11 protein-coding genes are annotated in these 11994 nt (G+C 68.3%); 4 read left to right on the top strand and 7 right to left on the bottom strand.

All coding sequences use genetic code 11. The features are described from left to right. Nucleotides 1–18: 18 nt before the first annotated feature. Nucleotides 19–1443, bottom strand: coding sequence for a M1 family metallopeptidase (locus BM199_RS09205; protein ID WP_091671984.1), 1425 nt, complete (start codon nucleotides 1441–1443; stop codon nucleotides 19–21). 23 nt (nucleotides 1444–1466) lie between these two features. On the opposite strand from BM199_RS09205, the gene BM199_RS09200 reads away from it, so the two are divergent. Beyond that, nucleotides 1467–2237 (top strand): alpha/beta fold hydrolase, encoded by a 771-nt coding sequence (locus BM199_RS09200; protein WP_091671982.1) that lies wholly within the window; start codon nucleotides 1467–1469, stop codon nucleotides 2235–2237. A 9-nt stretch (nucleotides 2238–2246) separates the two neighbouring features. Here BM199_RS09200 and BM199_RS09195 read toward each other — a convergent pair whose 3' ends face one another. The 4 genes from BM199_RS09195 to BM199_RS09180 all read right to left on the bottom strand — a co-directional run bounded on the left by BM199_RS09195 (nucleotide 2247) and on the right by BM199_RS09180 (nucleotide 6260). Further along, the gene (locus BM199_RS09195) at nucleotides 2247–3296 is read right to left on the bottom strand and encodes a peptidoglycan recognition protein family protein (protein WP_091671981.1); all 1050 of its coding nucleotides are present in this window, start codon (nucleotides 3294–3296) and stop codon (nucleotides 2247–2249) included. 203 nt (nucleotides 3297–3499) lie between these two features. Beyond that, nucleotides 3500–4375 carry an HhH-GPD family protein gene (locus BM199_RS09190; RefSeq protein ID WP_091672145.1) on the bottom strand — a complete coding sequence of 292 codons (876 nt, stop codon included), beginning with the start codon at nucleotides 4373–4375 and terminating at the stop codon, nucleotides 3500–3502. Between the two features lie 78 nt (nucleotides 4376–4453). After that, the gene (locus tag BM199_RS09185) at nucleotides 4454–4945 is read right to left on the bottom strand and encodes a beta-class carbonic anhydrase (RefSeq protein WP_091672144.1); all 492 of its coding nucleotides are present in this window, start codon (nucleotides 4943–4945) and stop codon (nucleotides 4454–4456) included. Nucleotides 4946–5159: 214 nt separating this feature from the next. Then, nucleotides 5160–6260 (bottom strand): LacI family DNA-binding transcriptional regulator, encoded by a 1101-nt coding sequence (locus tag BM199_RS09180; protein ID WP_091672142.1) that lies wholly within the window; start codon nucleotides 6258–6260, stop codon nucleotides 5160–5162. A gap of 217 nt (nucleotides 6261–6477) precedes the next feature. Between BM199_RS09180 and BM199_RS09175 the strand changes: the two genes are divergently transcribed. The 3 genes from BM199_RS09175 to BM199_RS09165 are packed head-to-tail and all read left to right on the top strand — an operon-like array spanning nucleotide 6478 to nucleotide 9250. Then, nucleotides 6478–7542, top strand: coding sequence for a metal ABC transporter solute-binding protein, Zn/Mn family (locus BM199_RS09175; RefSeq protein ID WP_091671979.1), 1065 nt, complete (start codon nucleotides 6478–6480; stop codon nucleotides 7540–7542). After that, nucleotides 7539–8363: a metal ABC transporter ATP-binding protein gene (locus tag BM199_RS09170; RefSeq protein ID WP_091671978.1), complete on the top strand. Its 825-nt coding sequence runs from the start codon at nucleotides 7539–7541 to the stop codon at nucleotides 8361–8363. Before BM199_RS09175 ends, BM199_RS09170 begins: the two co-directional genes overlap by 4 nt. After that, on the top strand, nucleotides 8363–9250 hold the full coding sequence (locus BM199_RS09165) for a metal ABC transporter permease (protein WP_091671976.1): 888 nt from the start codon (nucleotides 8363–8365) through the stop codon (nucleotides 9248–9250). Before BM199_RS09170 ends, BM199_RS09165 begins: the two co-directional genes overlap by 1 nt. On the opposite strand, the gene BM199_RS09160 is transcribed toward BM199_RS09165, so the two are convergent. Both BM199_RS09160 and BM199_RS09155 read right to left on the bottom strand, forming a co-directional pair. After that, nucleotides 9237–10472 carry a DUF445 domain-containing protein gene (locus BM199_RS09160; protein ID WP_091672140.1) on the bottom strand — a complete coding sequence of 412 codons (1236 nt, stop codon included), beginning with the start codon at nucleotides 10470–10472 and terminating at the stop codon, nucleotides 9237–9239. The genes BM199_RS09165 and BM199_RS09160 overlap by 14 nt on opposite strands. Nucleotides 10473–10699: 227 nt before the next feature. Continuing rightward, nucleotides 10700–11875: a DUF445 family protein gene (locus BM199_RS09155; RefSeq protein ID WP_177242546.1), complete on the bottom strand. Its 1176-nt coding sequence runs from the start codon at nucleotides 11873–11875 to the stop codon at nucleotides 10700–10702. Nucleotides 11876–11994: the final 119 nt, after the last annotated feature.

Genomic DNA, 11994 nt, shown 5'->3' with positions numbered 1-11994 from the left:
GCCCGCCGAATGTGGTGACTACCGCCGCAGCGAGCCAGGGAACAGGAACTCGTCGGCAGGCATGGCAGTGCCACGGAACCAGGTGTCGAAGAACTCGCCGAGGTCCTGTCCCGCGATGTCGGTGACGAAGCGCTCGAACTCCGGCCAGCTGGCGTTGCCGTCCCGGTGGGCCGCCGACCACTCGGGCAGCACCCTGGCGAAGGCCTCCTCGCCGATCTGCCTGCGCAGTGCGTGGACGGCGAGGATCCCCTTGTCGTAGACGCCGCCGAACTCGTTGCCCGCACCCATGTCGTACAACTTCGCCGACCAGAAACGCTCGTCGCCGCGCACCCGCTGGATCGCGTCGTGGTAGCGCTCGTCGAGGTCCATGTCCTGCTTTCCCTCGGCCCACAGCCACTGCGAGTAGCTGGCGAGGCACTCGTTGAGACAGATGTCGGCCCAGGAGTCGATCGAGACCGAGTTTCCGTACCACTGGTGGGCGATCTCGTGCACCACGGTCTCCAGATCCGCCCACTCCGCGTAGGTCGGCCTGCCCTGGGTTTCCAGGGAGAAGCCGATCTCCTCCGCCAGGTAGATCCCGCCCGCGGTGTCCAGCGGGTACTCGCCGAAGTGCTCGCCGAGGAACTCGATGACCTCGCCGACACGGTCGCCGTCGGCACGTTTCGATTCCGTACCCGGCGCGTAGGCGGTGAGCACCGGCGTCCCGTCGGCCAGCTTCGTCCTTTCGATGTCGAACTTGTCCACGGCGAGGGTGGTGAGGTAGCTGGCGACCGGGGTCTGCTCGGACCAGGACCAGGTGGTCCATCCGTCCGCGCTGGTGGTGCCCTCCTCCGTGCCGATGGAGATCGCCGACCAGCCGTCCGGCACCCTGGCGTCGAGCCGGAACGTGGCCTTGTCCCGCGGGGTCTCGTTGACGGGGTACCAGAACGCGGCCGAGTGCGGCTCACCGAGGACGAAGGCTCCACCGCTCGCGCTCTGTTGCCAGCCGTTCGCACCGAGCTGGTAGCCGTTCGCCTCCTGCGGCTTTCCGCCGTAGCGGACCCTGGTGCGGAAGGTCGTGCCTTCCCGCACCGGGGTAGCGGGGGTGATGACGAGTTCGGCCTCGCCCTCGCGGACGAACTCGGCCCGGGTGCCGTCCACCTCGACGGAGGTGACCTCCAGCCCCCGCAGGTCGAGATTGAACCGGCTCAGGTGCTGGGTCGCGGTCGCGGTGACCGTGGTGTCGCCGTCGAGGATGCCTTCGCCCGGGTCGAAACTCACCGAGACGTGGTAGTCCACGGCGTCGTAACCGCCGTTGCCGTCGTTCGGGTAGTACGTGTCCCCCGCTCCCGCGGCACCCGGCGTCGGCGGGGAACCCGGCTGCCGGGCTTTGTCGGGGGTGCAGCCGATAATGGCGACGGTGAGGCCGCAGAGCAGGAGAGCTCCGCCGGTGCGGCTGCGCATGGCCGGAGCTTAGATGGGGGTAGGTGAAGGTGGCGCGTGAGGACGTCGTGGACTTCGGTGGGCAGGGGCAGCCGATCGTGCTGTTGCACGGCCTGATGGGACGCGCGACCACGTGGTGGTCGGTCGCCCGGTGGCTGACCTCGTACGGGCACGTCGTCGGGCTGGACGCACGGGGACACGGCAGGCTCGGCCGCAGAGGGAACTGGCGTACCGAGGAGTTCGCCGGTGACGTCGCGGAACTCGTCGGGGAACTGGGCGAGGGCCCCGCGGTGCTGATCGGGCACTCCATGGGCGGGCTGCACGCGTGGGCGACGGCCGCCGCCTATCCGGAGCTGGTCCGCGCGGTCGTCGTGGAGGACATGGCCCCGGATCAGCGCGGCAAGACCGTGGAGACCTGGCGAGGCCACTTCGACTCGTGGCCCGTGCCGTTCCGGTCCATCGCACACGTGAGGGAGTTCTTCGGCAGCACCGGAAACTACTTCGCCGAGTGCGTGACCGAGCACGCGGACGGCTACCACCTGATGGCCGATATGGAGGATCTGTACCAGATCGCCGAGGAATGGGGCAGACGTGACTACTGGTCCATGGTCGAGGCGGTCACCTGCCCCGTGCTGGTGATCGAGGCGGAGCACAGCGCGATGCCGGTCGGGCAACAGGCCGAACTCGCCGCGCGGGTGGCCGGCGGTGGAAAGCACCTCGTCGTTCAGGGCGCGGGGCACGTCGTGCACGACGACGCGCCCCGGCAGTACCGGGGCGCGGTCGAGGCTTTCCTGTCCGGCGTGCTCGGGCGCTGACCGAAGCACTCAGCCCGCGAGCAGTTCCTTCCACGCCTGCGGGGTGAGCGTGGCGGGCCTGGTGCCACGCAGGTCGGTCAGCACTCCTGCGGCCCGAGCGGCATGGCTCTTCGTGCCGGGTGCCGCGGCCGGGGTGATCAGCGGCCAGATGTCGGCGCCGAGAAAGCCGCGCTCGTCGGCGTTCGCGCTGCCGTAACACTGATGCGGGGTGACGCCCTGCCTGGCGGCGACCCTGGCTACGGCGTCCCGGGTGCTCGCGCCGAAAACACCGTCGGTCGGCACGTTCCGTTCGCCGTGTTCGCGCAACAGGTGCTGGGCGACCATGACCCGCTGGCCCGCGTCGCCCGGCTTGAGCAGCGGCCACTCGACGGCGTCGCGGGCCTGCACCCCGAGCACCCGCGCGACCTCCCTGCGCAGCTCTGGCAGCCTGCCGTACAGGATGCCGCCGGGACACTCGGTGGAGTTGAAGTCGCGGTGTCCCTTGATGTTGATCGTGGGCACGCCGTACTGGTACGCCATGTAGGCGACGAGCCGGACCATCGAGTCCCACAGTCGCTGTGGCACGTCCTCCTGGGTGTAGAGGCCCTCGTTCTCGATGCCGATGATCTGACTGTTGTTGTTCGCGACGTTGGTTCCGAGAACGTGCCGGGTGCCGTCGCGCAGGATCTCCAGACTCCGGTGCCTGCCCTCGGTGATGTAGCCACCGCGGCTGTTGGTGAACTGCTGGCCGGTGTCGATCCAGCCACGGGTGTCCATGTGGAAGTTCTGGATGGAGCGGGAGATGGCGAACGCCCGCGCGAGCGAGTAGTCGTCGGTGTTGCCCGGCTCCACGGTGTGGTGCACGACGATGTAACGGGGCACGTGGTTCTGGACGGTGATCGGCGCGCGCGGCGGGCGTGCCTGCCACTCGCTCGTGCTGTAGATCCGCGGTTGCTGTACCGGTGCCCGTGTCTCGGCGGAAACCGGGGATGCGGACAGGCCGGCCATGGTGCCGACGGCGGTGGCCGTCAGTCCCGTTCGAATCAGGGTGCGGCGGTCGAACCCTGGCTTTTCAGCCATGTTGATCTCCCTCGACAGGGGCGAGTCACTCGCGGGCGCTCGCCCAGATCAGCCGTATTCGGCTATGCGCAGGTGTTCATCAGCAGGGATTGCACCGCAGACGCTAACCGCCGAAGCCCCGTTCGACAATGGTTCACGAACTCCGATCGGTCATTGTTTAAGACCGCCACTGGTACCTGGAGTAGAGCGTTACTCCATCGGGTTCAGTGCTCGCCCGGTAGCGCGAACCTGCCGTCCTCGATCTGCTCGACGAGCCCGTCGGCCAGCAGCGAGTCGAGACAGCGATCCCGGCGGCCCGCCTCCGACCACACCACGTCGAGTCGGCTCTTGGCGACCGGTTCCGCTGTCCCGCGCAGTACGTCCAGCAGCCTGCCGCGAATCTGTCTGTCCGTGCCGGCGAACTTCTGCACCGGCTTCGCCGGACCGGCGTAGGCAGGCCTGCCGGCACGCTGCCATGCGCAGTCGGCGAATATCGGGCAGTCGGCGCACTGCGGAGAGCGCGCGGTGCAGACGAGGGCGCCGAGTTCCATGACGGCTGCCGAGAACTTCGCCGCTTCGGCGTCCTGCTCCGGCAGGAAGGCTTCGATGTCCGCCATGTCCCTGGTGTTGGACGGCGGTCCGGCGTCACCCGCGCCGTGTACCGCACGTGCGACGACCCGCCGCACGTTGGTGTCCACGACCGGCGCGCGCTTGCCGTAGGCGAAGGCGACAACCGCACGTGCGGTGTAGGCGCCGATGCCGGGTAGTGCCAGCAGCGTGTCGACGTCGTTGGGAACGACGTCGTCGTGCTCGCGCGCGATCGCGTCGGCCGCGGCGTGCAGGCGGAGCGCCCGGCGCGGGTAGCCGAGTTTGCCCCAGGCGCGCAGCACCTCGCCCTGCGGTGCGGCCGCCAGTGCGGACGGCCGCGGCCAGCGGGTCAGCCACTCGGTCCAGAGCGGCTGGACGCGGACGACCGGCGTCTGCTGCAACATGATCTCGCTGACCAGCACGCCCCATGCGGTGCAGTCGGGCCTGCGCCACGGGAGGTCACGGCCGCGCTCGTCGAACCACTCGATCAGCGTGCCGGGGTCGATGGACATCGCCGCGAGCTTACCCAGCGGCCGCACTTTCCCGGGAAAGTGCTACCCGGGGAACGGCACTTTCCCGGGAAAGTGCGGTCACTCGGCCTCGGTGAGCTTGCCGGTGTGCACGTCGTAGACGAAGCCGCGCACCTTGTCGGTGTACGGCACGAACGGGCTGCGCTTCACTCGCTCCACCGACTGGCGGACGCTGTCGTTGACATCGCGGAACGCCTCGACCGCCCAGGTGGGCCGCAGCCCGGTGTCCGCCTCGAGCTCGTCCTTGAAGCCGTCCTCGGTCACGAGGTTCAACCCGCAGGTGGTGTGCTGCACGATCAGCACCTCACGGGTGCCGAGCTTGCGCTGGCTCAGTGCGAGCGAGCGGACCATGTCGTCGGTCACGATGCCACCCGCGTTGCGCAGCACGTGCGCCTCGCCCTGCAGCAGCCCGAAGATCTCGAAGACCCGGATCCTGGCGTCCATGCACGTGAGGATCGCGACGTGGAGCGAGGGCTCGGGGGTGGACCGGTCGCCACGAAGCTCATCGCCCAGTTCACTGTTGCGGCGAAGCAGTTCATCGATCGCGGTCAAGGTCACACCTCCGGGAACGTGGATTGTCCGACAAGTGGACATGTTCGCCTACTGGGTGGGCAACGAAGTTAGACCAAAATCACGGTGTCGTGCTCATGTTCGGGTGATGCACAGTCGCTGGTCGCCTGTCATTCGTGTCTCACCTGCATGCGACGCCGCGAGCCGGTCTTCGCACGCTCCGTCCGGCCCCCGTCGCTCGCATCGTGCATCACCCTCACGGGCCGAACCACAGTTCCTCAGCCGTTCGTGGTGGTCCGGACGTCGCGCCGACGCGCAGTTCCGTTGGCAGGGTGACCACCCTCGGCGTCATGTGTTCGTTCGTGGCCAGCAGCAGTTTGCCCGCGGCCTTGCCCTTCTCCAGCACCGGCTGGTGCACCGTGGTGAGCCCGGCGCGGGTGGCTTCGGCGATACCGTCGAAGCCGGTGACCGTGAGATCGCCGGGGACCCGGAGTCCGCGCCGTCCCGCCTCGGCCAACGCGCCGAGCGCCAGGATGTCCGAGGTGCAGATGAGGGCGGTGACCTGGGGGTACGCGTCGAGTAGCTGGCGGGCACCCGAGGCTCCCTCGTCCACGGTGTGCTCGAACCGCTCCACGACGGGCACGGTGCTCCAGGCCACCCCGGCCGCTTCGAACTTCTTGGCCAGCGCGGAGAGTCGGGTCCGCTGCACGTGGAAATGGGCGCTGCGCTGCCGCTCGACCGAGGCGAAGTCGTCGTTGCGGTCCCGGGAAAGGCGCATGCAGAGCACCCCGACCTGGTGATGACCGAGGTCCACCAGGTGACCGGCCAGTTCGGTGATCGCCGCGGCATCGTCCGGGCCGACACGGTCCACGCCCTCGATCGCGGGCTGGTCGATCACGACCGTCGGGACCGGCCGTGCGAGCACCGCGGCCAGATGCGGGTCGTCGTCGGGGACCGAATAGACCACGAAACCGTCGACACCGGCCCGGTGCACGGCGGCGACGTCCTCCCTGCCAGGGCTGGCGGGCACGAGATGCAGCCCGACGCCGGCGTCCTCGCAGGCCAGTGCCAGGCCTTCCAGAACACCGACCGCGGCGGGGTCCCGGAACGCATAGGACAGGTTCTCGGTCAGCAACAGCCCGACCGCGCCCGCCGTGCGGGTACGCAGTGAGCGGGCGACCGGGTCAGGGCCCGCATAGCCGAGGCGGCGGGCGGTCTCCAGTACGCGTCTGCGCAACTCCGGCGACAGCTGGTCCGGCCGGTTGTAGGCGTTGGAGACCGTCGTACGCGAAACGCCCAGCTCAGCGGCAAGCGAAGCCAGCGTCGCCTGACGCCTGGTTCTGATGGGACGGCCCATGAACAAACCGTAACGGTTCAGAACGTATTGCAGAAGCGCTACCCCACGCGCGTCGTCCTTGATCACATCCGCGGCTCGTCCGAGGAGTGGGCCACGGTGTGTCGCAGTCGACGAGGTAGGGGCCACCCGATGGGGTAAAGTGAATTCGACAACGGTTTCCATTAGCTACACGTTGTGCCCGAAACTGCGCCGCCGAACCCGCCCAGGAGTACTCCCGATGATTCCGCGCCGTCGTACCGGACGCCTGCTCACAATGACCGCAGCGGTCACCGCAATCGCTTTCGGCCTGGCCGCCTGCGGGGATGGTGGCGGTTCCGCGACCGAGAACGGCGACACCATCCCGGTGGTCGCCTCGACCAACGTCTGGGGCGGCGTCGTCAGCGCTGTCGGTGGTGACCAGGTGTCGGTGAAGTCGATCATCGACGACCCCTCGGGTGACCCGCACTCGTATCAGGCGAGCGCGGAGGATGCCGCTGACGTGCAGGAAGCCCAGCTGGTCCTCTACAACGGGGGCGGCTACGACGCCTTCTTCACCGGGCTGGCCGAGCAGGCCCCGGAGGCGCGCAAGCTGGTCGCTTTCGACATCTCCGGCAAGGCCGAAGGCGATGAGCACGCCGGCGAGGGCCATGCCGAGGAAAGCCATACCGACGAGAGCCACGCCGACGAGAGCCACGCGAAGGACGGCCACGCCGACGAGGGCCACGCCGACGAGGGCCACGCCGACGAGGGTCACGAGGGACACGCGCACGGCGAGGTGAACGAGCACGTCTGGTACGACCTGGAGACCGTCGGCAAGGTCGCCGACCAGCTCGCGACCCAGCTCGGTGAGCTGCGCCCCGAAGCAGCGCAGACGTTCACCGACAACGCGGCCGCTTTCAAGGCCGAGCTCGGCCAGCTGACGGGTCGCGTCGCCAAGATCGCCACGGAACGGAACGACGCGCACGTGCTTGCCACCGAGCCTGTCGCGCACTATCTCATCGAGGCCGCGAAGCTCGACGACGTGACGCCGGCCGAGTTCTCCCGCGCGATCGAGGAGGAGACGGACGTCCCGGTGGCCGCGCAGAACCAGGTCAACGAGCTGTTGGCCGGCAAGGAGGTGCAGGTCGTGCTGAACAACGTGCAGACCGTCACCCCGGTGACCGAGCAGGTCGTCGCCAAGGCCGGCGAGGCCGGAATCCCGGTGGTTTCGCTGACCGAGACGTTGCCCGAGGGGGAAACCGGCTACATTGCCTGGATGAGCAAGCAGCTTGACGAACTGACGGGAGCCCTGAAGGTTTCATGACCGGCCCCGCCGTCGAGATCAACGGTGCCGGGCTGAGCTTCGGGTCGCGCACCCTCTGGTCCGGACTGGACCTGCGCGTCGAGCCCGGTGAGTTTCTCGCCGTACTCGGCCCCAACGGTTCGGGCAAGACCAGCCTGCTGCGGGTGCTGCTGGGTCTGCAGCGGTTGACAGCCGGCTCGGTGGAGCTGGTGGGCAGAGCGCCGGGCAGGGGTAACCCCAGGGTCGGTTACATCCCGCAGCAGCGCGCGATGGACGAGGGCCTCACGCTGCGCGGCACCGACCTGGTGGGGCTCGGTCTCGACGGTCATCGCTGGGGCACCGGGCTGCGCCGGATGGTCGAGCGGCGCAAGCGGGTCGCCGAAGCCGTGGCTTCCGTCGGCGCACAGTCCTATGCGGACAGGGCAGTCGGCAGGCTCTCCGGTGGCGAGCAGCAGCGGCTTCGGGTCGCGCAGGCCCTTGTCGGTGATCCGGAGATCCTGCTGTGTGACGAGCCGTTGCTGTCGCTGGACCTCGCGCATCAGCGCGCGGTCAGCGAACTGATCGACGCCCGCAGGCGCGAGGCGAACACCGCGGTGCTGTTCGTGACCCACGAGATCAACCCCATCCTGTCCCTTGTGGATCGGGTCTTGTACCTGGTGAACGGTGAGTTCCGGATCGGCACACCGGACGAGGTGATGAACTCCGAGACGCTTTCGCAGCTGTACCGGACGCGGGTCGAGGTCATCCGGGTGGGCGGGCAGATTCACATCGCGGGGGCACAGAGCGGGTTGTGTGAGGACGACGCGCACCATCACTTGGACGAGCGGGTGTCGCAGTACTGATGGAGAAATTCTTCGACTTCGAGTTGACGGCGCGGCTGCTCAACCTCGATCTCGTGCACAATGCCCTGCTCGCCGCGGGCGTCCTCGGACTGGTGGCAGGCGTGCTCGGGCCGCTGATCGTGATGCGGCGGATGTCCTTCGCCGTGCACGGCACGGCCGAACTGGCCTTCACCGGTGCGGCCGCGGCGATGCTGGTCGGCGGCAGCGTGGCCTACGGTGCCCTCGGCGGCGCGGTCGTGGCCGCGTTGTTGCTCGGGTTGCTCGGTGGCAGGGAGTCCGACCGGGACTCGGTGATCGGTGTGATCCTGTCCTTCGGGCTGGGCCTCGGTGTGCTCCTGCTCTTCCTCAACCCTGGCCGGACCTCGAACAAGCTCGGCATCCTCGTCGGCCAGATCGTCGCGATCGAACCGACCGATCTGACCGCGCTCGTGATCGCCGCGGTGTTCGTGCTCGTCGTGCTCGCGCTGATCTACCGCCCGCTGCTGTTCGCGAGCGTCGACCCCGCGGTCGCCGTGGCCAGGGGAGTGCCGGTGCGGGTGCTCGCGCCGGTGTTCGCCGTGCTGGTGGGCATCGCCACCGCGCTCGGCGTGCAGATCGTCGGTGCGCTGCTGGTGGTGGCGCTCATGGTCACCCCGGCCGCCGCTGCCGCGCGGATCACCGCGAGTCCGTGGCGGGCGACGGTGCTGGCCGTGGTGTTCGCCGAGGTCGCCGCGCTCGGCGGGATCGTGCTCTCCCTCGCGCCCGGTGCGCCGGTCAGCTTCTTCGTCACCGCGATCTCGTTCACGATCTACCTGCTCTGCCGCCTCGTCGCCTACCTCCGCGACCGGGGCCGCCGCTCGGCCCCCGACGATCCGACCCGGTCGGGTGGAGTGCTCAGTGCAGCATGAGCAGGACCTGGAGTTCGCCGACGATGCCGCCGATGAAGGCGCCGACGGCGATCAGCTTCCACTCGTCCTGCCGGAACGCCGGCCGCAGCAGGCCCTCGTACTCGATCGGCGTCAACTTGAGAATGCGCTGTTCGATCATGCTCGCGACATTCGGTCCGAGCACCGACTCGGTCAGGTACGTCTGGGCGTGCCGGACCGTCTCGGGCATCCGCTGCGCTGCTCGCGTCGCGGCCGCCTGCTTGATCTCCTGCAGCCGCTGCCCGCCGACGGCCAGTGAGACCACCGGCCTTGCCATGGCGACCTGCTGGTCGACGGCGGCCGCCACGGTCCGCTGAATCATCGCGAGCAGCCGGTCCGAACGCGGCCCGTGCAGGATCGACTCGGTCAGGTTCGCGGTAGTGAGCACCTCGTTCGCGATCAGCTCGCCGTACTGCCGCGCGACCTCGGCCTGCCTGCGCTGGAACTTGCCCTGTACCCGGTAGCGCCCGAAAAGCCAGACCGGCTGGCGCGGCACGAAGATCAGTTTGATCGCCAGCCAGTCGGTGAACAGCCCGATGGCCGCGCCGAATATCGGCATCACCAGTGGTTCCTTGGTCAGTGCCCACACGATCGACTGGACGACGCCGAGCGCGAATCCGAAGTAGATTCCGGTCCGGGCGATGAACGCCATCTCCGGCCGGGAGGTCTCCCGGATCAACCGGACCAGCAGCGCCTTGTCCCTGGTGAGGTACTGCACCGTCATGTGCTTGACGTCGAGCACCTCGTCCAGGTTGTCCCGTAGCTCGGTGATCAGCTGCCGGACCAGCCGGGGCGAGGACGCCTGCAGCTGCTTGACCAGCAGATCCTGCGCCATCGAGGGCAGCACTTCCCACACCCGCGGGTGGTGTTCGGCCAGCACGTCCCGGACGATGTCGTCGATGGCGCGCAGCAGCGGCTGCTCGATCTCCTTGGTGAACCGGTCGGGGTCGAGCCGGTCGAAGATCTCCTTGACGTCGAGCAGGTTCGAGGTCAGCAGGTCGGTCGCCACCGCCGCCATCCGGCCGCCGTGCCGGGGCACGACACCCTGCCAGCCGAGAAAGGGACGGATACCGACGAACTCCAGCGGCCGGAACATCATCTCGATCGCGACGCGCTTGGTCACGTACCCGATCAGCGCGGCGATGAACGGGATCGCGGCGTACAGCTGCCAGTGCTGCGCGAGGTCGTCGAGAACGGCGTCCACGCACACCTCCCGCGCTGGTAGCCGGATTACCTGACGCGCACAGTATCGGTGGCCGGTCAGTGCTTGTCCGAACACCCGCGACACGACCGACTCCCCGAGGCTCGGACCTGAGGTCGTGAACGTCACCACCGCAGGTCATGCGCCCCGCCTCCCCGCTCGTGGGCTGCGCCGTACGCGGGACTTTCCATTCGCCGTCGCACGTCAGCTCGGTTTCGCAAGCTGGCTGGTCAGTGCAGCAGTAGGAGGACCTGCAGCTCGCCAACGAGCCCGCCGATGACGGCGCCGACCGCGATGAGCTTCCACTCGTCCTGCCGGAACGCGGGGCGCAGCAGGCCCTCGAACTCCAGTGGGCTCAGCTGCCGCATGCGATCCACGATCGTGTTGCGGACGTCCAGCGCTCGGATCGCGTAGTCCTCGGCGTGGCGCACGGTGTGCGGAACACGTTCGGCAGCCTTCTTCGCCGCGGCCTGCTTCATTTCCTGGAACTTCCGGGTGCCCACCGCGACCGCGACCATCGGTTTGACGACGCTGGCCTGGGAATCGATCGTCCGCTGCACCTCGCGCGTGATCATCTGGAACAGCCGGTCGGACTTCGGCCCGGTCAGCACGGCCTCGAGGATGTTGGGCACCGTGATGATCTCGGCGGCGATCATCTCGCCGTAGTCGGCGGCCACCTGATGCCGCCGCTTCTGGAAGACCCCCTGCCAGGTGTAGAAGCCGAAGAACTTCCGCGGCTCACGCGGCAGGAAGATCATCTTGAGCGCGAGCCAGTCGGTGAACCAGCCGATCAGCATGCCGAACGCGGGCAGCACCAGCGGCGACCTGGTCAACGTCCACACCGCGAGCTGCACGATGCCGAGGTAGAAGCCGAACACGATCCCGGAGCGGGCGATGAACGTCATCTCTGGCCGGGAGATGTCCCGGATCAGGCGGTTGAGCAGGGCCTTGTCCCTGACCAGGTTGGTCACCACCATGTGCTTGAGATCCAGCACGTCCTCGATGTTGTTCGAGATCTCGCGCATGATCTTGGCGATGGCTTTCGGCGCTTCCGCCTGCACCCGCCTGAGCAGTAGTTGCTGCGCGCCGACCGGCAGCATCTCCCACAGCCGCGGCTGGTACTGCTCCATCACCTCGCGGGTGACGTCCTCGACCACCCGCAGCAGCGGCTGCTCGATCTCCTTGGCCACCTGGTCGGGGTCGAGTCTGGCGAAGATCTCCTTCGGGTCGACCAGGTTGTCGGTCAGCATGCCGGTGGCCGTGGCGGCCATCCGCTCCGCGTTCGCGGGCAGTACCCCCTGCCAGCCGAGGAAGGGGCGGATGCCGACGAACTCAAGTGGCTTGAACATCATCTCGATAGCCACGCGTTTGGTGACGTACCCGATCAGCGCGGCGATGAACGGCATGCTGGCGTAGACCTGCCAGTGCGCACTCACGTCCGCCACGATGGCGTCGACGTCCACCGGGTCTTCCTCCCACCGCTCGCGACTTCCCCGCAGCGAACGTTAGCTGGCAGGTCGCCAAC

This window comes from Amycolatopsis marina, assembly GCF_900111885.1.
Classification (GTDB): Bacteria; Actinomycetota; Actinomycetes; order Mycobacteriales; family Pseudonocardiaceae; genus Amycolatopsis; species Amycolatopsis marina.
The sequence above is the reverse complement of the archived record's forward strand: the minus strand, read 5'-3'. Positions and strand labels throughout refer to the sequence as shown.

Excerpts from the sequence above, each read along its gene's own strand:
- BM199_RS09165 (WP_091671976.1), top strand. The coding sequence starts at position 8,363 with ATGGAGAAATTCTTCGACTTCGAGTTGACGGCGCGGCTGCTCAACCTC.
- BM199_RS09155 (WP_177242546.1), bottom strand. The coding sequence starts at position 11,875 with ATGCCGTTCATCGCCGCGCTGATCGGGTACGTCACCAAACGCGTGGCT.
- BM199_RS09205 (WP_091671984.1), bottom strand. The coding sequence starts at position 1,443 with ATGCGCAGCCGCACCGGCGGAGCTCTCCTGCTCTGCGGCCTCACCGTC.
- BM199_RS09170 (WP_091671978.1), top strand. The coding sequence starts at position 7,539 with ATGACCGGCCCCGCCGTCGAGATCAACGGTGCCGGGCTGAGCTTCGGG.
- BM199_RS09195 (WP_091671981.1), bottom strand. The coding sequence starts at position 3,296 with ATGGCTGAAAAGCCAGGGTTCGACCGCCGCACCCTGATTCGAACGGGA.
- BM199_RS09190 (WP_091672145.1), bottom strand. The coding sequence starts at position 4,375 with ATGTCCATCGACCCCGGCACGCTGATCGAGTGGTTCGACGAGCGCGGC.
- BM199_RS09180 (WP_091672142.1), bottom strand. The coding sequence starts at position 6,260 with ATGGGCCGTCCCATCAGAACCAGGCGTCAGGCGACGCTGGCTTCGCTT.
- BM199_RS09175 (WP_091671979.1), top strand. The coding sequence starts at position 6,478 with ATGATTCCGCGCCGTCGTACCGGACGCCTGCTCACAATGACCGCAGCG.